This is a genomic window from Prosthecobacter debontii, assembly GCF_900167535.1.
GTDB classification, from domain to species: domain Bacteria; phylum Verrucomicrobiota; class Verrucomicrobiia; order Verrucomicrobiales; family Verrucomicrobiaceae; genus Prosthecobacter; species Prosthecobacter debontii.
In genome coordinates, this window is record NZ_FUYE01000004.1 from 184,644 (window position 1) to 208,320 (window position 23,677).

24 protein-coding genes are annotated in these 23,677 nt (G+C 55.2%); 7 read left to right on the forward strand and 17 right to left on the reverse strand.

The features are described from left to right. Position 1 precedes the first annotated feature (1 nt). The 16 genes from B5D61_RS07430 to B5D61_RS07505 all read right to left on the reverse strand — a co-directional run bounded on the left by B5D61_RS07430 (position 2) and on the right by B5D61_RS07505 (position 15,552). Positions 2–724, reverse strand: a complete 723-nt coding sequence (locus tag B5D61_RS07430; RefSeq protein ID WP_078812705.1) for a hypothetical protein — start codon at positions 722–724, stop codon at positions 2–4. 1 nt (position 725) lies between these two features. After that, entirely contained in the window at positions 726–1,721 is a 996-nt protein-coding gene (locus B5D61_RS07435; protein WP_078812706.1) for a sulfotransferase family protein, read from the reverse strand. Beyond that, complete coding sequence (locus tag B5D61_RS07440) at positions 1,711–5,085, reverse strand: phage tail protein (RefSeq protein ID WP_078812707.1); 3,375 nt, start codon at positions 5,083–5,085, stop codon at positions 1,711–1,713. The genes B5D61_RS07435 and B5D61_RS07440 overlap by 11 nt, the downstream gene beginning before the upstream one ends. Before the next feature lie 2 nt (positions 5,086–5,087). Beyond that, positions 5,088–5,915, reverse strand: coding sequence for a phage connector family protein (locus tag B5D61_RS07445; RefSeq protein ID WP_078812708.1), 828 nt, complete (start codon positions 5,913–5,915; stop codon positions 5,088–5,090). Between the two features lie 76 nt (positions 5,916–5,991). After that, on the reverse strand, positions 5,992–6,480 hold the full coding sequence (locus B5D61_RS07450; RefSeq protein WP_078812709.1) for a hypothetical protein: 489 nt from the start codon (positions 6,478–6,480) through the stop codon (positions 5,992–5,994). A 43-nt stretch (positions 6,481–6,523) separates the two neighbouring features. Beyond that, positions 6,524–7,384: a phage capsid protein gene (locus B5D61_RS07455; RefSeq protein WP_078812710.1), complete on the reverse strand. Its 861-nt coding sequence runs from the start codon at positions 7,382–7,384 to the stop codon at positions 6,524–6,526. A gap of 146 nt (positions 7,385–7,530) precedes the next feature. Next, a complete protein-coding gene (locus B5D61_RS07460) occupies positions 7,531–9,126 on the reverse strand; it encodes a hypothetical protein (RefSeq protein ID WP_078812711.1) in 1,596 nt (531 codons plus the stop codon). After that, complete coding sequence (locus B5D61_RS25620; RefSeq protein WP_139373121.1) at positions 9,123–9,425, reverse strand: hypothetical protein; 303 nt, start codon at positions 9,423–9,425, stop codon at positions 9,123–9,125. Before B5D61_RS25620 ends, B5D61_RS07460 begins: the two co-directional genes overlap by 4 nt. Positions 9,426–10,253: 828 nt before the next feature. Beyond that, entirely contained in the window at positions 10,254–11,123 is an 870-nt protein-coding gene (locus B5D61_RS07470) for a hypothetical protein (protein ID WP_078812713.1), read from the reverse strand. Between the two features lie 29 nt (positions 11,124–11,152). Next, entirely contained in the window at positions 11,153–12,622 is a 1,470-nt protein-coding gene (locus B5D61_RS07475; RefSeq protein ID WP_078812714.1) for a DnaB-like helicase C-terminal domain-containing protein, read from the reverse strand. After that, entirely contained in the window at positions 12,619–13,446 is an 828-nt protein-coding gene (locus B5D61_RS07480; protein ID WP_078812715.1) for a hypothetical protein, read from the reverse strand. Before B5D61_RS07480 ends, B5D61_RS07475 begins: the two co-directional genes overlap by 4 nt. Before the next feature lie 41 nt (positions 13,447–13,487). After that, positions 13,488–13,841, reverse strand: coding sequence for a hypothetical protein (locus B5D61_RS07485; RefSeq protein ID WP_078812716.1), 354 nt, complete (start codon positions 13,839–13,841; stop codon positions 13,488–13,490). After that, a complete protein-coding gene (locus B5D61_RS07490; RefSeq protein ID WP_078812717.1) occupies positions 13,838–14,302 on the reverse strand; it encodes a hypothetical protein in 465 nt (154 codons plus the stop codon). Before B5D61_RS07490 ends, B5D61_RS07485 begins: the two co-directional genes overlap by 4 nt. After that, positions 14,299–14,916 (reverse strand): hypothetical protein, encoded by a 618-nt coding sequence (locus B5D61_RS07495; RefSeq protein ID WP_139373122.1) that lies wholly within the window; start codon positions 14,914–14,916, stop codon positions 14,299–14,301. Before B5D61_RS07495 ends, B5D61_RS07490 begins: the two co-directional genes overlap by 4 nt. Positions 14,917–15,082: 166 nt before the next feature. Continuing rightward, positions 15,083–15,370, reverse strand: a complete 288-nt coding sequence (locus B5D61_RS07500) for a hypothetical protein (protein ID WP_078812719.1) — start codon at positions 15,368–15,370, stop codon at positions 15,083–15,085. After that, positions 15,367–15,552: a hypothetical protein gene (locus B5D61_RS07505; RefSeq protein ID WP_078812720.1), complete on the reverse strand. Its 186-nt coding sequence runs from the start codon at positions 15,550–15,552 to the stop codon at positions 15,367–15,369. The genes B5D61_RS07500 and B5D61_RS07505 overlap by 4 nt, the downstream gene beginning before the upstream one ends. Positions 15,553–15,682: 130 nt before the next feature. Here B5D61_RS07505 and B5D61_RS07510 point away from each other — a divergent pair, with 130 nt between their 5' ends. Next, a complete protein-coding gene (locus tag B5D61_RS07510; RefSeq protein WP_078812721.1) occupies positions 15,683–16,015 on the forward strand; it encodes a hypothetical protein in 333 nt (110 codons plus the stop codon). A 515-nt stretch (positions 16,016–16,530) separates the two neighbouring features. On the opposite strand, the gene B5D61_RS07515 is transcribed toward B5D61_RS07510, so the two are convergent. Then, entirely contained in the window at positions 16,531–17,736 is a 1,206-nt protein-coding gene (locus B5D61_RS07515; protein WP_078812722.1) for a tyrosine-type recombinase/integrase, read from the reverse strand. A gap of 712 nt (positions 17,737–18,448) precedes the next feature. Between B5D61_RS07515 and B5D61_RS07520 the strand changes: the two genes are divergently transcribed. From B5D61_RS07520 to B5D61_RS07540, 6 genes are all read left to right on the forward strand, one after another. After that, positions 18,449–18,850 (forward strand): hypothetical protein, encoded by a 402-nt coding sequence (locus tag B5D61_RS07520; RefSeq protein ID WP_078812723.1) that lies wholly within the window; start codon positions 18,449–18,451, stop codon positions 18,848–18,850. 148 nt (positions 18,851–18,998) lie between these two features. Beyond that, on the forward strand, positions 18,999–19,355 hold the full coding sequence (locus B5D61_RS07525; RefSeq protein WP_078812724.1) for a hypothetical protein: 357 nt from the start codon (positions 18,999–19,001) through the stop codon (positions 19,353–19,355). 792 nt (positions 19,356–20,147) lie between these two features. Beyond that, positions 20,148–20,327, forward strand: coding sequence for a hypothetical protein (locus B5D61_RS26175; protein ID WP_176159279.1), 180 nt, complete (start codon positions 20,148–20,150; stop codon positions 20,325–20,327). Positions 20,328–20,620: 293 nt separating this feature from the next. Then, complete coding sequence (locus B5D61_RS26975) at positions 20,621–20,755, forward strand: hypothetical protein (protein WP_281251753.1); 135 nt, start codon at positions 20,621–20,623, stop codon at positions 20,753–20,755. A gap of 351 nt (positions 20,756–21,106) precedes the next feature. Then, entirely contained in the window at positions 21,107–21,751 is a 645-nt protein-coding gene (gene can / locus B5D61_RS07535) for a carbonate dehydratase (RefSeq protein ID WP_078812725.1), read from the forward strand. A 186-nt stretch (positions 21,752–21,937) separates the two neighbouring features. Beyond that, a complete protein-coding gene (locus B5D61_RS07540; protein ID WP_217698937.1) occupies positions 21,938–23,659 on the forward strand; it encodes an SGNH/GDSL hydrolase family protein in 1,722 nt (573 codons plus the stop codon). The last annotated feature ends 18 nt before the right edge of the window (positions 23,660–23,677 follow it).

Consider the following 23,677-nt stretch of genomic DNA (forward strand, 5'->3'; position numbering starts at 1 on the left):
ATTAGCTTGAAGCGACGGTCATTCCTGTCGAGCCAAGGCTGGAAATCAGAGTGCTCGCGGCTTGATAGTTTGCGGCTTGCTTGGCTGCACGGCCTGTTAGGCGGGTAATCTCAGCTCGGCGCATGCCGGAGTTGTATTCAGCTTGTCCAGTGAAGGCAGTAAGCGCGGCCTGTGTCAGTCCTAGATTGCGGTCCATCGTGGCACCCTGCAAAGCCAGTTCACCGCCAAGACGCTCCATATCAGCCTCACTGAATAAAGTCCGGCGCTTCTGCTCATTGGCAAGGTGCTGCTCATCGCGATCCTGTTGGATCTTCGTCGCGGTTTCTGCGAGCAGGTCCAAGGGCGTGCCGCTGGCCTCAAGAACGCCGCTGTCAGCCAAGGCAACTCGCTGTTCGGCCTGCATGGCCGCAAACTCCTGCCGTCGCTTGTCCAAATTCGCCCGGTTGATTGCGTCTTGCTGGAGATTTTGTTGTTCGAGCTGTTCAGCGTTGCGCTTGCGAGCGTTCGCCTCGCTTTGCCTGAGCTTGAAATTCACATCAGCTTCTGCAGCCTGCATCTGCGACTGTGCATTGAGCACATTCAGATTGTTGGCCGCCTGCCGCTCCTGCTCTTTGGCGTTAGCGTTGGCAATGGCTGCTTGAGTCTTACCAGATTGATAAGAGCCGTAGGCGGAGACAGCCGCGCCGACAACGGCAACAATTGCAGAAACAACGAGTGAAGCCATATCAGAGAGTGAGGATCATAGGTTTCCGTTCTGTCAGCATTGGCTTGAACCCCATGCGAACAAGGAAGCGAGCTAGCCCCTGCGGAGCCAAAACCTTGAAAGTGGTGAAAGTCGCCTCCGGTTCGTGGCCCTTCCCGGCGACAGCCACGAGGCAGGAAACCGCATAAATGAGCGCCCGGCGGGCATCCTTCACCGATAAGCCAGGACGTGTCACAGGGAAAGTCAGCTCAGCCACAGACACACCAAAGCTCTCGTAGCACCACAGAGCAGCAGCGGGTTCTCCATTGAGCTTCACTATCACTCCAAGCGGGGGGAGCGATGCCTCATGGAATGCAGACCCTGAATGCATACGCCACCAGTAGGACACCATTTCAAAGTCCTGGCGATCATACATCACAGCTTCAAGGCCCGTCACATCGCAGATGTCAGCGGCCCTAACCCTCTGACTTGGAGGGGCAAGCGCCCGAGGAGAATCCATCATCCCCTCAATGGCAATGTGCGATGTCACCCGCATTCGCTGCCAGTGGGATAGAGCGGACGGTGAAGGAATCGCGCCGCCACAATGCGCCACCAACTCAGAAATCAGAGCATTGTCGGTTAGATCGGCGAACTCCAAGAACATAGCGTTTGGATTTCCTCTCAACAGATCCCGGGTCATGGAGAAGGCCAACATGCAAGACGCCCACCCCTCCTTTAGGCTTTGCTCCAGTTCAGGGGGCGAGGCCGCAATAAGATCTCGTAGCGCGTCTTCACCGTTTCGGGATACCACCACGAACCGCGCATCCGGCCATTGCTCCAGCAGTCGGGCCGTCCAATAGATCAAGGTTGGGTCAGCATCTCCCGGCACCTCGCGATTCTGGGCATAGTCCTCAAATGAGGCAAAGCCACGCATGCCCTCGTGATAACATGGACGACCACACATGCTCAGCACGGTGGAAAGCCATGCGGTGCGGGTGCGGGGGAGTCCAAGGATAAAGAAGGGCTGTTCAGTCTCCATAAAGGTCGAGTTTGAGAAGCATGCTGCCAATGGTTAGCGGCAAGAGTGTGGAGGTTTTCACCAAGGCGTCTGTCCCAGGACGGGCAGAGGATTCAACCGGGGCGTCCAAGTCCCCGGTATAAAGCGAGCTATCGGAGTAAGGTAGATCTTCGAAGGTGCTGGATGGATGCTCGGCCACCTTACCGCCCTGGCTCTGATGCACATAGAGGCCGATGCGCGACACGCGCCAGAGCATGCCTTGAGCTGAGCCCTTTTGTGACTGCAACTCGAAGCGGCAAGGCTGCAAGGTGCTGGTGAATGGCAGGCCCACCACCACCACAGATGCTGGAGAAGACAGCGTCAAAGCGCCGCCAGATACCACCTGATCACTCAACTGGATGCCATCGGCCAAGATACTTACCGTCTTGCCGTTCAAATGGTCCAGGCCAGTGATAGATGTTGTTGGCTCGCCGTCATACCGCACGGCGGAGTCTGCAAAGATCATGCGTTGATGGTCGGTGAAGTCGCGAGCAAAGACGCGAGGGTCTAGCCGCTCGATGGTGCGGATGCTGCCGCGTTTCACCGCCAGCCAGACTTCATCGGCCACGGTGCCATAGATCACCGCGACGGATTCCACCTCGCCATCCGTCTCATGCACGTGCCAGCCAAAGACATTTTGCTCAACTTCCAAAGTCATCCCCAGGAGCTTACCGCTATTGGTCACCGCCCAGAGGATGGAGTTAGGGTTGCTACCAAAGGCCAGTTGTTTGATCCCATCCAAGGAGATGTGTTCTGCCAGCACCGTCATATCCGCTGTCGTCCACGGCTCGTTGTTGGAGCGTTGGGAAATGCGCCGGACCTTGCGGCCTCCGCGCTGCACAAACACCACCACCTCATTAGCCATGATGGCCGCCACTGAAGAGCTGCCAAATCGGCTCTGGCGCTGGAAGTCAAAGTTGGTTGGCGTGATGGCCTTGCCCTGGCCCGATACTGTCCATTCATCCCCGCCGGTGCCGATGACCATATCGGCCCCCTGGGAGATCATCCACTGGATAGGGTTCAACTCATCGGCCAGCGGAGTCCAGGAGGCAGAACCATCATCCAGAGATGTCCGGCGAAAGTTCTCAATGTCGCCGCTCACACTGCCCCAGATGCGCATTGGAGCCTTAGCCGTGCCTGCAAACCACAGGCGGTTCTGGTGCATGGCAACTGCACTTGGAAATCCTTGATACTGACTCCATGCGCCCTCAGTCCACACGTAAGTTGGGCCTGTCGAAAGCAATGGCGTGATGACATCACATGCGGCATTCACACTCAGCCCTTCCGGTGTCAGGGTGCCGATGCCAGTAATCTTTACCAGCCCATTCATGCGTGCATCCGATGCCTCAAGCAGGAAGCGAGGAGCGGCAGCCGTCGAAGTCTCTGAGGATGTTCCGGCAATGATCCGCAACCGCAAGGTTTCGTCTCCGTCAGTCTGGCCTGAGGCTGAGATATTGCGGTCCATCTTGGAACGCCAGGAGCGCACGAAGTCCCAGCCTCCGGCAGCATTCAGACGTTCAAGATAGAGAGTGCTGTCCCACGAGCCATAGGTGAACACTTCCCAGCCACCATTGATGCGCAATCCCGAGGTATTGGCCCCCGAGATCGTGGTGTTAGCATCCACGCCATCATGAAGGAACACATCATCCCATGAGCCACCCACCACAGTCATGGTAAGATTGACCGCATGCGCACCGGTGCCTGGCTTGCGAGCGGTCACGGTTACATCGGTGCCTGAAACGGTCGCGGTAACATCGGCATGAGCCGCAGTGCTGCCAAAGTAAGCCGTGCCCGCTCCTGCGCCTGCATTGATCGCGGCGGCGAGGTTGGAAGCACTGACCCCCGCATTGGCTCCAATGTCCACGTGACCAGCCAGCGTAGGCGTTGCCACAAAGGTGTAGGTGCGGCTGCCAATCGTGACAGTTGCATTGGCTGTGGGATTGGTGGGGATACTCAGCACACCCGTAGCCGCCACCGGGGCAGAAGTGGACACGATCTCGACAAAGGCATTCTCGCGGCGGTGAGTCAGCTGCCAGTAAGATCCTACATGACCCGGACGGAAAAGAGGTCGATTTGCCGTGAGCTCCCGACCTGAGCCAGCAGTTTCGTTGTCGATCTGAATTGAGGTCTGGAAAGGACTGGGGTTATTGAGAGCCTCAATGCGAGCGATGTCTTGCCCCGCTGGCAATGTGTAATCAAAGCTGTTTGTCACCCACCGGAATTCTGTTTCCACAGCCAGCACATCCGTGACTTGGATGTTATGACTGATGGTCGGGTCAAATGTCGCATACTCTGACCATGCGCCAGACCCTGGCGTTTCCCGGTATTCAAGGGCCATGCGTGTAGCTCCAGGTGCGTTCAGTTGCAATGAATCCAGCCCAGGAGCTTGATAGTTGAGAGTATATCGAAACGATCCGGCAGGGATAGTGACAGGCTCGGGAGCCGCACCTGTAGCAATCGGATAATCCGACAAATACATACGGGCAGGATTATTGCCCATACGAAACGAGCCCTCAAAGTAAGGCCCTTGGTAGTGGAAAGCGAAAGTTTGCGTAGCGCTCTCCCCTGGCGGAGATGGGGTAACGACCGGGATGGGGTGAATGGTAGGCAATGATCCATACCAAGTCACATCAACGATAGGCCTCCATCGATATGGACCAGGAGGCACGCCACCTCCATTAACGATGAACAACCGAGTAACCACCAAGCGTTTCATTTCCCCGTCGTTAGGGGGCGGCGTGCCCACGATTGTGACTGTGGGATCAATACCACTACTGGGGATGAAAGTCTTCTGCCTCCAAGCGTAGGGCCGCCAGTCATAATCGCTGACGATATCGAAGTTATCTGGCAATGCTTGATCCCCTGGATTCTCGTCCAACAACGGAGGAAATCGCCAGTCGATCACCTGGATGCGCCAGTCATTATCCGAATACCGGATCAGCTTGCGAGGCTCATAACCTGGATGCGTGAGATAGACCACATCGTTGACTTGGCACATCTGCACATCAGGAAGGTCATCCGCCCCGTAAGGCAAGAATACAGGCTGAAGCAGAGATACCAGCGCCCCATTCTGCCACACTCGCAAACCGAACTCGGAAAGCTCCAGCATGGCAACTGTCGAAGAGCTGAACTGGAAGGAACGCAGATTGGATGGCGTGTCATTGCTGGCAGCCATGCCAATGAACTCCATGCCAGGGCGTCGGAAGGTTGGGCCGTGGGCATGGATCACAAAGTTGCGAAGCTGCCGACAGCCAGAGGCAACTTTCTCCACACCGAAGCGGGAGCCCATAAGCTGGCTGATTTCGCCCGCATTAAAGCTGGGGATATGAATGTGCGCGGTGGACATGATTAGGGACGGAACGGCCCACCATGACGGCGAGCACGCAGGGCTAAGGAGTTGAAGGGGAGCAGGCCTTTGCGGCGACGGCCTTCATTGGCATCCACACGACGGGCCAGTGGTGCCGTTACATTTTGGTAGGCTGTCAGCAGGTCGCTCGTCTTGTTCGTAGTGCCTCGAATGGTTTCAGAAAGAGCCACCGCCAGCTTGAGGGCGAAGGCTTGAGCAAAGAGAGAATCAGTCAGTGCCTCGTCAGATTCGAGATCACGGATGTAAACAAGCCGAAGCGTCGAAGCATTCGTGAGCAGCTTGCGACCCTCGACAACCCACTCTTCAGAGATCCAGTCGCCAGCCTCGGAATCATTCACCTCCAGCACGCGCAGGCAGTCCTCAGGCAAATCAAATTGATAGGACCAACCGAATTTCGGAACCTTCACAAATTCCCCATCTTCAGTCAAACCTGTCTCGGTAAAAACCGCCTCATCCAGGATAAAGGCGGTGCTGTCCGCCACCGTGACCGACCACGATCCATTCAGACCTTTTTGGGACGTGTTGTTACGAATGTGGATGCGATCTCCTGTGGCTAAGCCATGAGGTGAGCCTTGATCCACTTGGATGCCGCCACTGTCATCACTGAAGCCATCCAAGTCCATCCACACGAGGCTGGCATTGTGGCGTTTCACCGCAAAGTTCCAACGGTGAGAACGAAGCACCTCTTTAAGCACAGGCTCATAATGCAGATCACAAGCCCGAGCTGATGCGTTGGCATCCCCGATAGCTGCAATCCTTGCCTGCCCTAGATGGGCAAGTGCCACATTGCAGAGTTCGAGCTGTGTCATGGCCTGGAAAGAAAAAGCGCGGCCCCTTTGGCGGGAGAGCCGCAAAACCCGTTTTCCACACTCCGACCAAGGAGCGTTAGCGACCGCGCTTGTAAGCGAGGACGAAGATCACGTTCACGCCCGCCGTGGGGGATGTGGAGGTCACCACGGTGGCGAACACCTCGGCATTGCCACTGCCCGAGTCAGGGACCAGCGGCGTTTGAGCCAACCACGCGGGCATGGTATGAGCGGCGGCACAGAACTCCACCTTACCCGCGGTCGTCAGCGCCACGCCGTCGCCCCAGCCATCGGGATTGTCTGCTGTGCCCACATCAACCGTAAAGGCGGTGCCAGGATCGGCGTCACAGATGATGCTGGAGAGGTGAGGCAGCGGGATCACATCCTTGGGCAGGACACACAGTTTGATGATATCAGCAGCCGCTTCGTCCGTGCCACCCGTGAGAGTGTAAGGGATGATTGCAAACTCGACATCACCGCTGGCGATGTTTGGGGGAGCCAGACGGGAGGTATTGGCGCGGTCCTTTTTCTGGAGCGCGAAAATGGGGGTTTCGAAGGTGACAGGCATAATCTTGGATGCTTAAAGGGTTCAGGAACTCAGGGGTTCAGGGTTATTCCGTGCACTCGATCACCACCACACCCTCGTCATAGACGCGAGTAGCGCCGAGATCGTATTTGGAGCGGATCTGGACCGACTCAGAGAGGTCATGGCGGATAGCCATATTGGAAGACATCGCGCCCTTGGTTCGCTTGATGGAGCCTTTCACCCAGGCAACGCAAGTGCGAGTCGTGCTTACCTTACGCAGCTTGGTGGACTTGATGAACTTGAAGCCCATGAAGGTGTCAATCTGACCAGACACCAGAGCTTTCACGCTGTTGTAGTCCGCCGACTTCACCTCAGTGGTGTTCAGCAGGTTGGTAAGCTGCTTGGGAGACACCACCATCACACGAGGAGCACCGTCTTCCAGCTCGCCGTCTTCAATGATCTCGTTGGCTTGGATCAACTTGGCCAGGGTAAGGCCAGTGCTGCCGTGCACAATCACCTGAGAGGAAGGCAGGCTGAATGGAGTTGTGCCCAGTTCACCCGTCATCACCGGATCAATCGCCGCCGTCCATGCAATGATGTCCTTATCGCGGTTGTAGGCGTTGCCGTGGCTGATGACATAATCACTGGTGGGAAGAACCAGCTTGCCAAGGTTTTTGGCGTCGGTGTCGTCCACGAGGTTAGTCACAGAGAAGTTCCGGCGTTGTGCCCAACGGTTGTCAGAGTTCGGATTCGAGATCTGCGTGGGCTGGTTACGCTCTGTGCGCTCGGAGCTTTCTTGGGCACCGAGGCGGTCGTAGCGTTTACGTTCGCCAGAGAAGTCTTCATCGATCACGAAGTCATCGAGTCGGGCTTTGGTCTGCTGGCACCGATGAATCCAGTTCGTGCTGAACTCAGTGGTAAAATGTGCGGGAATATGATCAGGCATAAAGGAGAGAATTGAAGTGAATCAAGGTTCTCGGGCGGCTCGGTAGTCAGCGTGAGCTGGCCTCGCTTAACGAGTAGTCCGCCGCTTGCGGTAGTCCTTTCGGGCCTCTGCGACTTAAGACCCTCTGTTGATCTCGCTGAAAAAGTTCAAGCGGAAATTCTGCGCGGCTTCATTCCCTTGCGCTGGCGTCTCTCACCATACTCCCCTGGCCTTGGCTCAGCGGCTGAAGAGAACTTGAACAGTCCCGCCCGGTGAGCTTCGGCCATGTGTCGGAGTGCATCGGCTGGGTGGCTTGCCCAGTCATGCACAGGCTCTGCCTTCGTGAGAGCTCCCGCGCCCTCCTTGTGCTGGCGATAGGCGGCGAGTGCTTCTAGTCCCTTCTCGACGGCGGGAGTGTTCCGCCAGGAGATGCTCGGCATCATCTCAATCGCGTGATTGATCCCGATCCACACCGATGCCGTTCGTGGCACACACACAAGGTTAGACAGTCCAGCCGTCCGCAGCTCCGAGGCAAAGTTAGAGCCGCTTCGTTCTGTCTGAAGTGCATCGTGTGGCAGGTAGTGCTTACCAAGGTTGTAGCCCTTAGCCAGGAGCATGGCGACAAGCTCAGTTAGCGTTCCTTCGAAGCCCGCGACATAATCAATGATGCGGATCTCACGCCCGACCACCTGCCAAAACCAAATGGCTGTATGACGTGGGGAGCCAAGATCCCAAGACGTATTCACCAAGGCATCTCCAGCCACAGGCATGGAGCAGATACGGCCCTCAGTCCGAGCCCGATCCAGAGAGGGTGCGTAGATGGCACCTTCAATCGGCGCTCTCCAGCACTCATCAAGAAAGGTGGGGTTCTCGCGCATCATAAAGATGCCCTGCGTCCGTCTCTCCTGTGCCCACCACCGCCGCTGCTCGTCGCTCAGGTGGATTCCATCACGTTCCAGCCGCTCTTGAATGTCATGGAAATACTTGAGGCTTTGCGCGTCATGGGAGGCATGAGGGGCCACGTTGCGCGGATCTTGCCACCAGGGGGAGAAATCAACCTGCCAGTCATCGGCAGTGCCTTTCAACGTCGGCTCAATGAGCTCGTAAACCTTGCCACCCTTACCACCCTTCCAGGTCGTCTCTCCAACTATCACACCGTGGCGAGCCGATGGCAGCGCTCCTGTTACGATTTCCTCGGCCCGCTTCGGATCATCGAACTGAATAACCGCCACCTCAGACAGCCAGAGGAAATCATTGGAGCCACCACGGGCCTTTGTGCCAGCATAGAAGGTGGATGGTGCGCTCTGTTCTGGATCTTCCGCATCAATTGTGAGCTCGGAGTCGTTATCCTTCAGCTTTCGCAAAGGCATGATCTCCAGCGCGGCGTTGACCGCCACCTTCACAATGCCAGTCATCTTCTTGGTGGCATCCTCACCTGTCTGATCGATCAGCGTCGCGGTGAAGCTTTGGCGGAAACAGAGACAGTCAGCAATGAAGACACCAATGGTGGTGGACCAGCCCAAGCGCCGAGCCTTGAGCTTCATCTTCTTCTGAACCTTCTGCCAGCCCGGTGACTTCGCTTTCACGGCGTCCACTGCGTCGATAAGCTCACGCAGGAGAACCTGTTGTTCGGGCCGTGGTTCAAAAGGGATTACACCCCGACCATCCGCAGTCTTGATCTTGTAGAGCTTGCCTGATGTGAGCCGCCAGAAAGGATCTTCCAGCAGAGCCAATTCACCCACGGTTAATGCGTCGGCTGTCATTTTCGTAGGCGCTTGAGCAGTTCAGCCATGGCATCATTGCCCTTCGCCTCACTGCCCTCTCCGGCGAGATCGTTGTCAATCTTAATCATCGCAGCCTTAGATGGGAACAAAGCAACAGGCCCCATCTTCGTCATCACCAGCTCACAGTCTGGATTGTCCATCCTGGCATCAGATGGCTTAGCTCGACATATACGGGCAGCCATAAGCCTCTTCTCAAGGATCGAGAGCACCGTTCCCTCTGCTCTCTCCTTGGCTTTCTCGTCAACCTGAGACTTAATCCAGGCAATCCTGAGGGCCACCTGAGGAGATCGAGCGAGCGCAGGCCCTTCCGTCTCAATGGTCGCTGCAGAAGCTTTGTTACTCGCGATGCACTGCCGATAAGCCTCAGCAGCGGACACTTCTCCTTGGGCTAAGAGCAGCGCAAACCGCTCATGCTTGGGATTGGATAGAGGCTGGCTTCCGTCGGTCACACATCACGAGGCTAACCACCTGAGGGAAAGTCAAGGCTTACCTAGCAAAGGTCGTCTAGTCCTAAATCTGTCACCATCTATCCTCTTTCCTCCAGCTAGCCACATGCTTGGGATCGATATCTTTTCCCATCGTTTACCGTTCCAAGCTTGATCTCCAGCGAGAGGAAGTTCATCTTTTTCCAGCTCTCGCCACGGCGATGGATGAGCAGGCATGTCGTTAGAGTTGTCAGTATTTTGCATGTGCATTTCTGTCTCGCAGCAACACGGGGTTATAGGGGTATCCGCAAACCCTGAGTCAAGCTGAATCCTTCGCTAGCTCAGGGAATCCGAGTTTCTTTGCCGCCCCCTTGCACCGTGTGCATCGTCTCGTCTCTTCGGCTGGGTGCCACATGGAGCCAAGCGGAATGCGGGCGCTGCAAAGGGCGACGCCGTCAGGTCCGACCAAGTGAGCCCAGTCATGGTGCAGACTGCGCATCCATTGGGGCGGGGTAGGTTTAGCCTCTTCAACTGCAACACTTTTTGCAACGCCCTTAGCTGCCCGAAACCTCCATGATCTAAGGGTTGCGGGCTTAATTCCGAAGCGAGTAGCAACCTTAGAAAGCGCAACGCTCGGATTGCGTTTAATGTATCGCAAGCAGCGGGTTTTGAGGGGTAAGCTCATGCCGCCATCTTCTCTTGAGGTTTCACTGAAGGGGTGATGAATGCGACGGCATCCCGGTCCTTTGGCTCTTTCGGCTCGTCAAAGTCAGAGAGTCCAAGGTGATCAAGAACCCCGTCTGTGAGCTTGTGAATCAAACGCTGCTGTGATTCGTCCAGATCGGACACGGTTTTCCTTGTGAGGCAACGCGCGAAGTATTCAGCGAGGTTGCAGCGTGACACGGTATTGCATCGAAAGCTCAAATCATGGGCAATGGCACGCCGGACAGCAGACACGGCCAAAAGCTCAGCTTGGGGAAGCGAGTGGCCAAGTAACCGGGAAAGGTCATAAGCCTGTCGGTGAATAGCCAATATGTCACTGTCCTCAAGACGAGGAGCGCGGGTGACTTCAGGGATTGCCGCCTGCCAAGCTGCCCGGGCCGCTCTAGCGGCGTCTGTAGTGTATCGGCCTGCGGAGTCCTGATAAAGCAGCCCGCGGCCCTCAGAACGCCACCAGCACTCAAATGCTTGGCGGTGATTAGCGGTCACAGGCGTTCCAGACTTTGGCTTTATCTGCATCGGAGCGTCTTGCTTCTGGCGGAGGGCACGTTTGGGGGAGAAGAGAGGCTGCCCCTTCCGGCGTCCCCAGCGGACAAATAGGGCAACGGTCCCTTCATCCATGTGAACCACCAGGGGCGCAGTGTCGCCAGGGCCTCCAGGGTTTTCCTTGGCCCATGCTTGCGCGAACTCATAGAGGATCTGGCAGAGTTCGGCATTCGTGGAATCCATGCATTCAGAAAGCTGGGTCATGTTGCGCTCTTTAGCGTAGCTGTGGGGCTCGCCCGCCTGCATCCAGGCTTTCACTGTCTTGTTGATCGTGCTCGTTTTCATTGGTCGCGTGTGGGTGTGGGAAATTGATTTTATGATTCTTCAGTTCGGTGGTTATCCAACTCGGCTATGAAGAAGCGTGCCCCGTCAAAGGCGCAGTCGATCACATCTCCAGCCGCAAAGCCGCGAGCCAGTTGCACGATGAGCTTTCGTCGATTCCTGATGATCTCATCTTGGGTGTCCATTTCTGAGGAACTGGATCCGAATTTGACTGTGCCTCTCCTTTTCTCAGCTCGGACATGGACAAGCTTCAGCCACGCTTCGCAATCCATCCCCAGAGCCTTCGATTCTCGCACTGCTCCATCTTCGTTTTCCTGGGCAACTACAAGGCAGGCAATGCCAAGTGTTTTGGTTGCATCACTAAGGCATCCTGAGATGTGAGCGAGCTCACGCTCCCGGTTCCCATGGCTGGCGCGAGTTCGAAGTTTGCCGATCAAATCCACAACAAACAGAACTGTTCCAGACCTTGCCTCTAGGCGCATGTCGGCTACCACATCCTCAACATACTTTCCCGCTGCGTTGTCAATGATGATGAAATCTCCAATGCTATTCTTCAAAGCCGTGATCGCGCGGGAATACTCGTTTTGTTGCTTCCTGTTCACGAATCCATGACGCTCCACCGTGCCGTCAAACTCGGAACTCTCAGAGGCCAGGAAGCGCCCAGCATAGGACACACGCTGAACCTCGTTTGTGTAGATCTTGGCCTTGAAGCCACGTCGGGCGGCATGCTTCACAATTTGGCCAGCCAGCACTGATTTGCCGGATTTGGTAGGTCCAGTTACGAGCCAGTATTCATTCAACCCAATACCACCAGCACGGCGGTCAAGTGTTGGGAAGCCTGTAGGAATGAGCGTTTCTATCCCGGCATCCTTCTTTTGCTGAAGCTCCATCATGTGATCAATATGCTCACTGAGGCATTCTCGAAGAGTTGCCGAGCTCCCCGTATCGAACTTCACCCCATCAAGGGACATCTGCACAATGTTCTGGCAGTCGGTTAACGTTCCTGCTACTTCGCTCTCCATCCTGTCCGTCAGATGCCGGAACATAAGCCGGACCGCGAGAAGGTGACCATGAATCCCTTTACGGAGTGTCCACCGGTCGTGGATCATTTTCAAATACCGGTCGAAGTAGGCAGGGATGACCAAACTACATGCAATTATCGTCGCTTGGCCTTGCCTCACTAGCCCCCTTTCGATCTTCCCTTGATCATTAAGGCGGATATTCAGAGCTACCGATTCCAACGGGATACCCTCTTGATCCATCGTCAGGAGTTCTTCAAAGATCGTGCGTGTCTCGCAATGATAGAAAGCCTCTGGCTGAAGCTTTGCCCTCGCCTCCATGATGCGGTCAGGATCTTGGAAGATGCAGGACAAAAGGCCTTCTTCAGCTTCCTGGCTATTCGGCATGCTCTCGGCAGCGTTTGAAAAGCTAGCAAGAAGTTCCTCAGCGGTAGGGGTTTCATCACGGCGACGGCCGTAACGGCTGCTCTGTTCAGTGATCACTGCCTTGGCCTCCTGTTTTGAGCGCTGCGATGTTCAGAGACGATGCCTGAGTAATTGGCGCAAAAACCCCTGAGAGTTGCAGCCTGCTTAACAGCCCAGGCGGCACGCTGATTGTTGTCAATCTCGCTCCAGCACCACTGTATTCCCGCCATCAGTTCATCAACCGTGAGAGTTGTGGTTTTGAGCAATGTGGCCACTGCTACTCCATCGGCAACCTTGAACGGGTATTTGTCCTGAAAGTGTAGTTCCCATGCTTCAGTGAATGCCCGGATGAACTCATGGTGACGAGCATCTTTAGGCGATCCCGGTTTCCCTTTGGGTTCCTTGCCCCCACCCGACGAGCCTCCTTTTGGAGCCGTCGGTATGTTATCCGAAGATGAAGATGAAGATGAAGATGAAGGGGTTAGGATTTGCTTATCCTGGGTGGTTTGCTTTTGCTTAACCAAAAGCGGGTTTCCGCCCTTCTTTCCTGCATTTTGCCTCACTTTTCGCAGTTCCTCGTCATTGACCATTCTCTTGTTAAAAATGGCTCCATCGCTTTCCCTGCGCTTTGCTACACCATAGGTTACCAGTTTGGTTAAATGGTTGGTTAGGATTTGCTTATCCAAACCGAGTAGACGCGCCAAGGCATCTTCAGGCATAACTTGCCCATTGAGCAGGAGCACGCCGCGTTCTTCTGACTCATGCATGAGGCAGAGAATTTCAAACCACACGCCCCTAGTTTCATAATCGAGAGACTGAACAGCGGGATCTTTCCGCCAGTCTGCTGGATAGAACTGTAGAGATGGTAACTTACCAGAGTTCTTTTTTGGGCGCTCTTTCATTATGCATTCCAGTGTCCGCGCTTTCGAATTGCGGTTTTACATCAACCCTCTCTTGATTCCTCGCTGGGCTTAGAATCCCCTTCAGCGATCATTCGCTTTAGGTTGGCCAATGCTCCATCATCTAAAGGCCTCTCTGCATATCCAGGCTCCTTTCCTTCTGGAGAGGGCAGGAAGAGCTCCTGTTTGATTCCTTGCTGGATTGCTGCGCTTAACTGGATTGCCTCTGAAAGCGTAAAGGTCATTTCAGAGCGTCGATTACTCCCACCCTTGCGGATCGTGAGAACTCCACCCTTACAAAGCACCAACATGCCCGGGATTGCTTGAACGGGCGGAACTTCAGGTATATTGAGAAGGATGCTTGATTCTGGCTCAAGGTCTATAATAGGGTTTTTCATGCGGCCTCCTTGGTGAGAGTTTCAAGGTCTTTGATGATGATTTGCATGACGACTTCGGCGGGATCTTTCAGGCTGTTATCAGCAGCCATTTTCATCAATTTCTCATGCATTCGTTTATTCACGAAAATGATGATCCCCTCGGCGTCTTGAGAGACACTGAAGCCAATTCCGCTCTTACCCTTGAACCGAGGCCAGAGAACCACTCTGATAAACCGCTCAGTGGTTAATGGGTGATACTGATCTAACCTCTGCTGGCCGTGTTCAGTCAGGACAAAGTTTAGATCCTTGGCAACGGTGTCATAGATGAACCTGTCGGCATATACACAGCTCATGCGAGCTTCTTCACTAAGCTCCTTGAATCGTTTCTTGGAGACCGTCACATGGATGTGACCGCTTTTTTCGGCCCGGATGGTAGCGACACCTGATTTAACCTGAATGAACAGGCTTTGAATACGGATCATGCTGCCACCTCCTCAGTCTGGTTGAGGGCTTCATCTTCAGCTTTCCATTCGGCAACGATTTGCTTCAGAGCTTCAACGCTGGCTTCTTCATCGTCCAAGTCCCAGCCTTCAGTTAGATAACCGAAATCGCCAGACATGAAGTCCTCGATAATCTTTTCAACGGCTACCTCGGCTAAGCCATGACCTGGAAGCAAATCCAGAACGGTATCAAGCTGGAGAGCTCGCGCCTCGATGAAAGGGTTCAGAAATAAAGGCCGCTTTCCGAACGACTCGATGAACTGACGCCACGGTTTTGCGGCGTGGACAATGTAAGGATCTGAGGATGAACCCTCGAGCATGTCGAGAGTCTTCAAAAAGTGATCGCGAATCTTGTCGTGACCTTTGCGGATATCCTTGGCGGGTGGTGTGGTGTTGTTACTCATGGTGGTGTATGGGAAAGGGCCCGCCGACGGACCTCCTGACTTGTTTCGAGCCGTGCCTGTTTCCAGCAGTGCAGCCCGTGGCGGGTTGTGTTTCAGAGCCAGCGCGTTGAAGCAGCGAACGGGCAGGCGAGCCGGATCAATGGCCATTGCCACCACCGGAAAGTTGAAGCTGAACAATGGGCGTATTCCCACGTCAGACGTTTGGTTTGGTGCTGGCAAAGCCAGACCTCAGATTGACCCATTCGGCAACAGATGCGGAATGAGTGGAAAGCATTGCTATCAAGAAAGGCAATGAAGGCCGCAGCTTGCCAGATGGTGAAGGTCAGGAGGACACAGGTGAGGAGAAAAAGAACCGTGCTCATAGTGATACTTTTTGTTTGGCCTTCTGGCGTTTGATTTTGTCCTGTGCTTTGAGGGTGGACTGGCAGCGAGTGAGCTCGGCCTCCAGTTGCTCTGCCGTCATTGGGGTTTTGGCGGACTTATTGACCCAGTCCAAGAGTTGCGTGAAATAGACCTTCGTGACTGGCCCCTTGTCTGCATTGACCTGCACCGTGGGAAGGCCATCCTTGATGACGGTGGGCATTGCATCCTCAGTCTTGCCCAAGAAGCGAGCCACAAGCCGAAGTGACAGAGGGCCGGAGATCATGCCGCTTCCTCCGCAGGTTTTGAGGTTGGACTCTTGTTAGGCTCATCATCACTTGTGAGCGGTTCATCATCGCCTAGAGCGATAGCAATCAACTGCTGTCCGGCAGTGCGATGGCGCTTCTTAGCTCGAAATTTAAGACGAGTATGAATGTTGGGTGGCAGTTTGATGACGACTTGTTTCATATGCTCTCGGGTGGACTCCCACCACGCTTGGTTTATCCGGTGGGAGTCCACCCATGTCAATTCTTTTTCATCTTTTTTCACCTTTTTTAATTTGCAAGGTGGGTGTCCACCCGCGACGCTACGGCCAGTTATGCCTAACCAACGAAGCAAGGATAAAGTGAAAGTGAACGTCTGGATGACAGACACACAGAAGAAGCAGCTTGAACAAAAGGCTGCTGATTTAGGCTTTCCCAGTTTGACTGAGTTTCTTCAAGCCGTGGCAAACGGCACTGTGAAAGTCAGCCTCAAGATCGCGCTCCTGTGCTGCCTGATCGCGAAGCTCACACAAAGCCCCACGAGCTGGAGCAGCGCGGAAGTCTATGCTGAGGCTGTCGGCACTGGCCTAACGTGGTTCGGCACGGGAGCCGCTTACGTTTTGTCTGGCCTTTTTGAAGTGGGCAGCACAATTCTTGCCTCCCTGTGATATGAAAACCGAGGATGTGCTTCCGCCCGAATTGATCGATCAACTCAGAGACTTTGGGTTCATCGCGTTCATGTGAACAGCATTGACATTTTTTAATGGAGGTCAAGTTGCAGGCGGTTATGCCGATAATCAGGCCTGAGAACAGAATAGGGAGGGTCATGATTATGTTTCATCGTTGGCGTGGCGTCATTTTCATACCACAGGGACAATAAAAAGCCCGGCCAGTGGTGGAGCACTTGGCCGGGCTTCATGCAGCGGGAACTGAGAGAGCCAGATGACTCAGGCTCCACCCAAAGTTCTTCTGCGGTGAGTAGATACTGACTCCCCAAACCTTATTCCACAAGGATAAAACGATGCTTACCCCTAACTGGTTACACTCGTATATGTGACCAGAAATCGAACAGGTAACGAACAGGAAATAAAGCGGAAATAGTCGGCATTAATCGGCATAAACCGAACATTTTCTGAAACTGGAATGATACCAAAGTGATATGTAAACACTTTTTTTGTGACGGCTAAGCGGCCACCGCAAACCACGCCTTGCCGTCTTCTCTCCGCAGCGGGCGGCGGTAGTGCTTCTTGATGATCGTCTCAGAGTTACCTGTCCATTCGGCCACTTGCCCCTTGCTGACGCCGTTCGCGATCTGATAGGAGATGTAACTGTGCCGCATCACATCGACTTCCCACTTGGTGATGATCTTCGCAGCCCTCGCCAGCTTGCTGATTTTATGTTGTGGATTAGGCGGGCAGCATAGACCCTTCGCATCTTTCCAGGGTTCAAGAAGCTTTCTCGCCAGTGGGCACATAGGGACGAACCTTTGATCCGGCGTCTTCTCTGCTACAGTATCATCGATGTGCAGATAGCCCCGCTTCCAATCAAACAGCTCCCAGCGAACACGCTCAATCTCGGTCGGGCGGGGACCAAACCAACAGCCGATAATCAGATACGGCCGTAGCGTCTCAGGTAGGATAGCTAGGATTGCCCGTGCTACCTCAGAAGTCCAGATCTTGGGATTGGTCCGCACCTCCAGCCTCTCGATAGATGCCGCTGCATGAGGCTCCCCGGGGGCCAGCATCTTCTGTTCGGGTTCCTGGCACCAGTTCAGGAAAGCTTTCCACGTTTTCACGCGGTTATTGAAGGTGTTTCGAGATGGCGACTCATCTCCTTTCACCGGTCTAGCGATCCATTGCTGAAGCACTGGCTTGGTGATTTCCTCCAGCATTACACCGGTGTGAGAAGCATCAAAGGCGGCGAGCTCCTGCCGGGGAGCTTTGGAACTGAACTTCGACATCCCTGGTGTATTGAAGGTTTGGAGATATGAGTCCTTAGCGGTCGCAAATGTCACCTGCACCAAGTCTGCGGCACCACTGGCAAGGAAGTGCTGAACCGCCCTTGGGATACTCGCTCCCTTGAGGCGTGTTTGGCAATCCTCCATCTCACGCAGCCATGCGAAAGCCGGACGATTTCCCGCCAGCTTTCGGACCAGCTCAAGCACCTGAGAATCCTCGATCGTGACAACCCGCCCGCCCTGTTTGCCGGAGATTTCACGCGCCTTTTCTTTCGCCACTTCTACAGCTTCCTTTTCCGTCTGTGCGGTGGTCTGGCGTGGCCTCCTTGCCTCTCTCCAATAGATCACCCATCGGCCATCATTACGGGGGCGGACGAGCACCGTGACACCGCCGTATTTAACCTTCTGCGTTCTGCTTTGTCCCTTTGCCATGACACAACATGACACACGGAATTCATGCACAAAAGAACATATTTATCGGTATTACCGGAGTGAGGGAGGATTGGAGGCCATCGTAATCCGTTGATTTACAACGATACCGGAATTGCGGTATCGTTGCATCAAAGGCCAGGATGGCCTCACACCTTGTCACCCACCCATTCTATCAAAAGACAGCGCAGGCCGAGCGACCGGAGCGCGAGTATGGCGGAGCCTACTTGCCCAGCTTTCCCAGGACGACGAAGTCCAGGAAAAGGTGGGGTAGTCTTGGCTCTCGCAGAGGCCTTGGCCGTCCGACATCGAAGACGAAACAAGTACAGTGCCTCGTCACCTCGCTTCGTTCAGCCTACACCCGCTCCGGTCGGGCGACTGCTCGGGCCGTGGGGAAGAGGGCGAGAGTCGAAGACTTCTTTTTCGCTAGCATCACGGCGTGTTGGGACAACGTCCTACCGCCACGGACAGACTTGAGTTTTATTTTTAGCCTTGCCTCCGTGAATCCCTGTGAGGTGTAATGCCTCCATGAATGAGTCCCCCCCTCAGACACGAACTGGCTGGTGTTGGTGGCATTGGCTTGTGTCAGGCACTGTGCTGATTTTGCTGATCGTTACTCTGATAGGAGGCCACCTCCAATGAGGCCTTCCGTCGTTTGTTTCAGGAAGGCTTGGTTCGAGATGAAACCATCTTTGGCTGTCCGAGATCAGGTTTCATGCCGGACAAAAATCTCGGCACAGCGCCCGACTATGATCAGGCACTGCTTCCTGGAGAAAATCACTGGATGATGGTTGCTGGCCTAAGCTCGACCTCGCCATCCTACTACCCCGTCGTCCTGGAAAATTCAGCTCAAGCCAGTTGGCCTCCTACTTGGACTGATTCAACGTGGTGGGGAAACCTCCTTGGGACAAAACGGGAGAGAGGAATGGCTTGGAAAGATCAAACGGTGATCATTGCCTACAATGACGCTTCCGTGGGGACGGTGAAGCTGGAACAAAAAGGGGAGTATTTGCATCTGCCTGCCGACATCCTCGCGCCCGAGGGTAAGGAGCCCTTACCACCCATGAAAATACTCGATATCGAAGTGGAGCGAAATAAGGCACCCCATGCGCAGTGACGGATGAGTGAACGCACTCTTTAGACTCCTTGAGACCGATGAAAAAAATCAAAAGACCCGGCTGCTTGATCGCCGTGGCCATCGTCGGCGGGATTTCCCTATGGCTAGGGGTGGCATATTCAATCTGTTATACCTGGCCTATGGGAATATGAACTTGGAACCCGCCATTGTCTCTTACATGAAAGCCAATCAAGATCGCTGGCCTTCGTCCTGGGAGGATCTGCACCGCTACTATCGAGATATGCACTTCCAAATTCACACCACATGGTTCATTCGCAGGTACTTCACCGTGGCTTGGGATATCGACCCTTTTGCCGTGGCGGAGCAGACTCCAGAGGCGCGTAGCAACCACCTGCTGTTAAATGTTAAGGATGACCTCTGCACGGTCGTTTACAGGCACCATCTGGAAGGCCCCGGTGGCGGTCAGCGGCGTTGGGTCCTTCCTTCCATGATCGAGGACTACGTCCGAGAACGGAAAGGTCTGCCACCTCGCAAGCGGTGGTGAATTTACAAAGAGACGGTCCTTGGTAGGGACGAGCTGCGTCTCGTCCGTGACTTCGGGGGCGAAGGAGGCGCGGAGCTAAAGCGGTGTGAATCGGCCTAACAAAATCCATCACCGTCCCGCCATCTCCGCTTTCAGAAAAGTCGGACCCGGCGCAGCGGTTCCCCACCAACCCAATCAAAAGACAGCGCAGGCCGAGCGACTGGAGCGCGAGTATGGCGGAGCCTACTCGCCTGACCTTCCCAGGACGGAGGCGACCTTGAAAGGTGGAGTGCTCTAGACGGTCGCAGAGGCCTTGGCCATCCGACATCGAAGGCCGGCAAGTGGCGAGTAGCGTCCGCTTCGCTCAGCATACACGCGCTCCGGTCGGGCGACTGTGAGTGCCGATGGATAGGAGCGAGAGTCATAGACCTCTTTGCACCTACCTCGGCGGTGCGTTGGGACAACGCTCTCTACCTAAGGATGGCCTTACGCCTTGAAGACACGCGGCAGCGACGTGGTCCGCACACGCCGTGTGCGGGATACCGCGTCGAAGTCTGAACGAGGCGTGATCCCCCTCTGATCCTGGAAGTCTCCCAGACTCGACGGCATCCTCCCTGACCATCCCTCTGCACGACCTCTTCGGTTTACAGTCTCGTCTGGCCTGCCGAACGGCTTTCCGCACGCCAACGCGAAGAAAGATCCGACTTACTTATTGGCTCCGGTCGAACTCGTCGGAAGCTTCAAGCTCGCGAATATCAACCCAACCCTGCTGGAAGCCTTGCTGCATAAGTTTTTTCAGCCGCCAGATTGGACATGGAACTGAAAGATCGTTTCGGCGGTCAGGTGGAACCCCGGAAATGGTATCTGGTGCCGCTGAACGGGATTGAGGAAACCATTGAGAAAATCCGTGCAGGGACCTTGGCTGATTATTACTATGATCCCTGGCAGTGCCCAAATCGTCCGAATGAGACCGAAAGGCTCGAAAGCGCGTGACTGGTGGCCAATCAATGAAGAAGCCGGACTGGTAAAAGAATGTGCGTTGCGCTTTGGCGGCGGGAAGTTGGAGAAAGAACTGACTCCTGCCGGGGAACAGGTGCAGGCTTATCCGAAACTTGGAGAGCTGAGAAAACGCTCTATGACCGATCCTTTCACATCGTGGACGATGTGAAGCAGAATATGGGTATATCTTCTTTGCCCTCCAGCGAGCAGGGAAATGGCTGGAGTGGCTAGAGCCGCAAGATGAGCTGCTGTATGTCTGCCTCTTTATCCATCTGCATGATGTGGAGGTGCCGCGCGGCTATGAGAAGCCCGAATACGTGCGAGCCTATGAGGCGAATCGAGAGCGTGCCGCCGCCCTGGCGCGCCGCCTGCGCCCGCGGGTGGAGAAGGAGATCCAGGCCTGGGAGCGGCGAAAGTCATAGGTCCAACGAGAGCCGGACAAAGCGGATGCTTCCATAAATGAACAAGGGGAGGCCCAGGAGCATGCCGAATATTCCAAAAAAGCAAAAACTAATCCCAAATACAAGGCAAACCAATGATGTCGTCCTAGCCATAATTTTTATCGCACAATGTAATTCGTCTGTAATGCGCCGCAATCTGGATTCAAAATGATCTGGTCGGCTGGCTTCCAGTCTTGAAAGAAATCGACTCAAGAGTCTTCTTTTAGAGTAGGACAACCTTCCTATTTCCTCGGCCTTGGGTTTCAACTTGTCGAAGAGGAAGGCTTCGTGGATAAGGTGTGGCGTTTTACCCTTCTTCCTTCATTCATCCCCATGCCCGAAATCCAAGAACTCTTCGAAAACAATCGCAACTGGTCCAAGCGCATCCGTGAGCAAGATCCGGAGTTTTTTAAGAAGCTGTCGCTGCAGCAGACGCCGGAGTTTTTGTGGATCGGCTGCTCGGACAGTCGGGTGCCGGCCAATGAGATCGTGGATCTGCTGCCGGGGGAGCTGTTTGTGCATCGGAACGTGGCGAATGTGGTGGTGCACACGGATCTGAATTGCCTGTCGGTGCTGCAATTCGCGGTGGACATCCTGAAGGTGAAGCATGTGATGGTGGTGGGTCACTATGGCTGCGGCGGGGTGCGGGCGGCGCTGCGCGGGGATCGCGTGGGGCTGGCGGATAACTGGCTGCGGCATGTGCAGGATGTGCGGGACAAGCATCGCACGCGTCTGAGCGGTCTGCCGAACGAAGAAGAAACGGTGAATCGCCTGTGCGAGCTGAACGTGATCGAGCAGGTGGTGAATCTGGGCCAGACGACAGTGGTGCAGGATGCGTGGGAGCGGGGGCAGCCGCTGTCCATCCATAGCTGGGTTTACGGTCTGAAAGACGGTCTGGTGAAGGACCTGGGCGCGACGGTGAAGGCGGCCGATGAGATGGCGGAGATCCCGTATCAAGCGATGGAGCGTCTGGGCTGAGTCCAGGCGGGCTTGAAAGGAGCGCAGGCACTCTTGCCCGCCATCCTCTCGGGCGAATGATCTCCAGCAGATTCAGGGAGGCCAGCGGATTGGAATCAATCGGTCATCGGTGGGCTTTCTTGAATCTGCGGGAAGTTGCCCTCATGATGACGATGGGTGTGTTTTCGTGATGGGTTGAGGCAACTCATGTCGTATTGGCTTGTCTCCATGCGTGCCTTTCTTCTCTCTCTTTTTTGTCTTTGCTGGCTGCCGCTGACTGCGGCCTTACCTCAGGCGGAACGGATTCTTTTCCTGGGCGATAGCATCACCTATGGGGGCACCTATGTGCAGATCATCGAGGCGGCGCTGGTGGCGCAGCATCCGGAGAAGAAATACGAGGTCTTCAATCTCGGGCTATCCAGCGAGACGGTGTCGGGTCTATCCGAAGAAGGTCATGCGAACGGGCAGTTTCCACGGCCAGATCTGCATGAGCGGTTAGACCGAATTTTGAGCCAGGTGAAACCGCAACTCGTGATTGCCTGCTACGGCATGAACGATGGCATTTACTACCCACTGAGCCCGGAGCGGATGGAGGCGTATCAGAAGGGGATGCTGAAGCTGCGGGAAAAGGTGGCGGCTATCGGTGCGCCGATCCTTCACCTGACACCCGCGGTGTTTGATCCGGTGCCGATTCATGAAAAGGTGTTGCCTGCGGGTCTGAAGGACTATCCGAAACCCTATGCGGGTTATGATGAGGTGCTGACGGCCTATTCCCAATGGTTGCTGGATCAGCGGGCGCAGGGCTGGACGGTGCTGGATGTGCACGGGGCGATGACGGCGGCGCTGGCGGAAGCCCGCAAGGCGGACGCGCAGTTTACTTTTTCCAAAGACGGCATTCACCCGAATGCGGCGGGTCATGCGGTGATGGCGGGGCCTTTGCTGAAAGAGTGGGGGTTGAAAGTGACCACCGATGGCATGCCGGATCATCCGCAAGGGGCGGCCATCTTTGCCCTCGTCCAGAAGAAGCAGAATCTGCTGCGCGATGCTTGGCTGAGCCAAACGGGCCACAAGCGCCCCGGCGTGAAACCCGGCTTGCCGTTAGAGGAGGCCGAAAAACAAGCGGCTGAGCTGGACGCGCAGACGCGGCAACTGGCGATTTCTGAGAAGCCTGTTGCGACGCAACAAGCCAACTTTGCTGGCACGACCTCGGATTGGAATGGCTATGTGAAATACGACTTCGAGGTGGATGGGAAAGCGGTGCTCGTGGTCACCCCGAAACAAGCGGCCCCCGGCAAGCCTTGGGTCTGGCATGGGGAGTTCTTTGGTCACAAACCGGCCCCGGATATCGCACTGCTGGGGAAGGGCTATCACATCGCCTACATGAAGGTGCAAGACATGCTGGGTTCACCCGGAGCGGTAAAGCATTGGAATGCTTTTTATCAGGAACTGACGACGAAGTATGGCTTGTCCGAAAAGCCTTCCTTGGTGGGGCTGAGTCGAGGTGGTTTGTATTGCTACAACTGGGCGGAAGCGAATGCGGATCAGGTCTCCTGCATCTATGCCGATGCACCGGTGTGTGATTTCAAAAGCTGGCCCGGAGGCAAGGGGAAGGGTAAGGGAGACCCCAAGAACTGGGAGCGTGTCTTGAAGCTCTGGAACTTCAAAGACGACGCCGAAGCGCTCGCGGCGAAGGTGAACCCGATCGATCATCTGGAGCCACTGGCCAAGCAGGGGGTGCCTTTGCTGCATGTCTATGGCGATGCGGATGATGTGGTGCCCTGGGATGAAAACACCGGGGTGGTCGCCGAGCGTTACAAGGCTCTGGGTGGCAGCATCACCCTGATTGCCAAACCCGGCGTGGGGCATCACCCCCATGGCTTAGACGATAGCTCGCCGATTGTTGATTTCATTGTGAAGCACACACGCTGACCTGAGTTTGTGCTGGAG

What these genes read in the sequence shown, in the direction of transcription:
- B5D61_RS07490 (WP_078812717.1), bottom strand. Translation starts at nt 14,302, where the DNA reads ATGATCCGTATTCAAAGCCTGTTCATTCAGGTTAAATCAGGTGTCGCT.
- B5D61_RS07440 (WP_078812707.1), bottom strand. Translation starts at nt 5,085, where the DNA reads ATGTCCACCGCGCACATTCATATCCCCAGCTTTAATGCGGGCGAAATC.
- B5D61_RS07520 (WP_078812723.1), top strand. Translation starts at nt 18,449, where the DNA reads ATGCCGGACAAAAATCTCGGCACAGCGCCCGACTATGATCAGGCACTG.
- B5D61_RS07480 (WP_078812715.1), bottom strand. Translation starts at nt 13,446, where the DNA reads ATGAAAGAGCGCCCAAAAAAGAACTCTGGTAAGTTACCATCTCTACAG.
- B5D61_RS07450 (WP_078812709.1), bottom strand. Translation starts at nt 6,480, where the DNA reads ATGCCTGTCACCTTCGAAACCCCCATTTTCGCGCTCCAGAAAAAGGAC.
- B5D61_RS07500 (WP_078812719.1), bottom strand. Translation starts at nt 15,370, where the DNA reads ATGATCTCCGGCCCTCTGTCACTTCGGCTTGTGGCTCGCTTCTTGGGC.
- B5D61_RS07515 (WP_078812722.1), bottom strand. Translation starts at nt 17,736, where the DNA reads ATGGCAAAGGGACAAAGCAGAACGCAGAAGGTTAAATACGGCGGTGTC.
- B5D61_RS26175 (WP_176159279.1), top strand. Translation starts at nt 20,148, where the DNA reads ATGGAACTGAAAGATCGTTTCGGCGGTCAGGTGGAACCCCGGAAATGG.
- B5D61_RS07455 (WP_078812710.1), bottom strand. Translation starts at nt 7,384, where the DNA reads ATGCCTGATCATATTCCCGCACATTTTACCACTGAGTTCAGCACGAAC.
- B5D61_RS07445 (WP_078812708.1), bottom strand. Translation starts at nt 5,915, where the DNA reads ATGACACAGCTCGAACTCTGCAATGTGGCACTTGCCCATCTAGGGCAG.
- B5D61_RS07505 (WP_078812720.1), bottom strand. Translation starts at nt 15,552, where the DNA reads ATGAAACAAGTCGTCATCAAACTGCCACCCAACATTCATACTCGTCTT.
- B5D61_RS07430 (WP_078812705.1), bottom strand. Translation starts at nt 724, where the DNA reads ATGGCTTCACTCGTTGTTTCTGCAATTGTTGCCGTTGTCGGCGCGGCT.
- B5D61_RS07435 (WP_078812706.1), bottom strand. Translation starts at nt 1,721, where the DNA reads ATGGAGACTGAACAGCCCTTCTTTATCCTTGGACTCCCCCGCACCCGC.
- B5D61_RS07525 (WP_078812724.1), top strand. Translation starts at nt 18,999, where the DNA reads ATGAACTTGGAACCCGCCATTGTCTCTTACATGAAAGCCAATCAAGAT.
- B5D61_RS07540 (WP_217698937.1), top strand. Translation starts at nt 21,938, where the DNA reads ATGTCGTATTGGCTTGTCTCCATGCGTGCCTTTCTTCTCTCTCTTTTT.
- can (WP_078812725.1), top strand. Translation starts at nt 21,107, where the DNA reads ATGCCCGAAATCCAAGAACTCTTCGAAAACAATCGCAACTGGTCCAAG.
- B5D61_RS07510 (WP_078812721.1), top strand. Translation starts at nt 15,683, where the DNA reads ATGCCTAACCAACGAAGCAAGGATAAAGTGAAAGTGAACGTCTGGATG.
- B5D61_RS07485 (WP_078812716.1), bottom strand. Translation starts at nt 13,841, where the DNA reads ATGAAAAACCCTATTATAGACCTTGAGCCAGAATCAAGCATCCTTCTC.
- B5D61_RS07470 (WP_078812713.1), bottom strand. Translation starts at nt 11,123, where the DNA reads ATGAAAACGAGCACGATCAACAAGACAGTGAAAGCCTGGATGCAGGCG.
- B5D61_RS07460 (WP_078812711.1), bottom strand. Translation starts at nt 9,126, where the DNA reads ATGACAGCCGACGCATTAACCGTGGGTGAATTGGCTCTGCTGGAAGAT.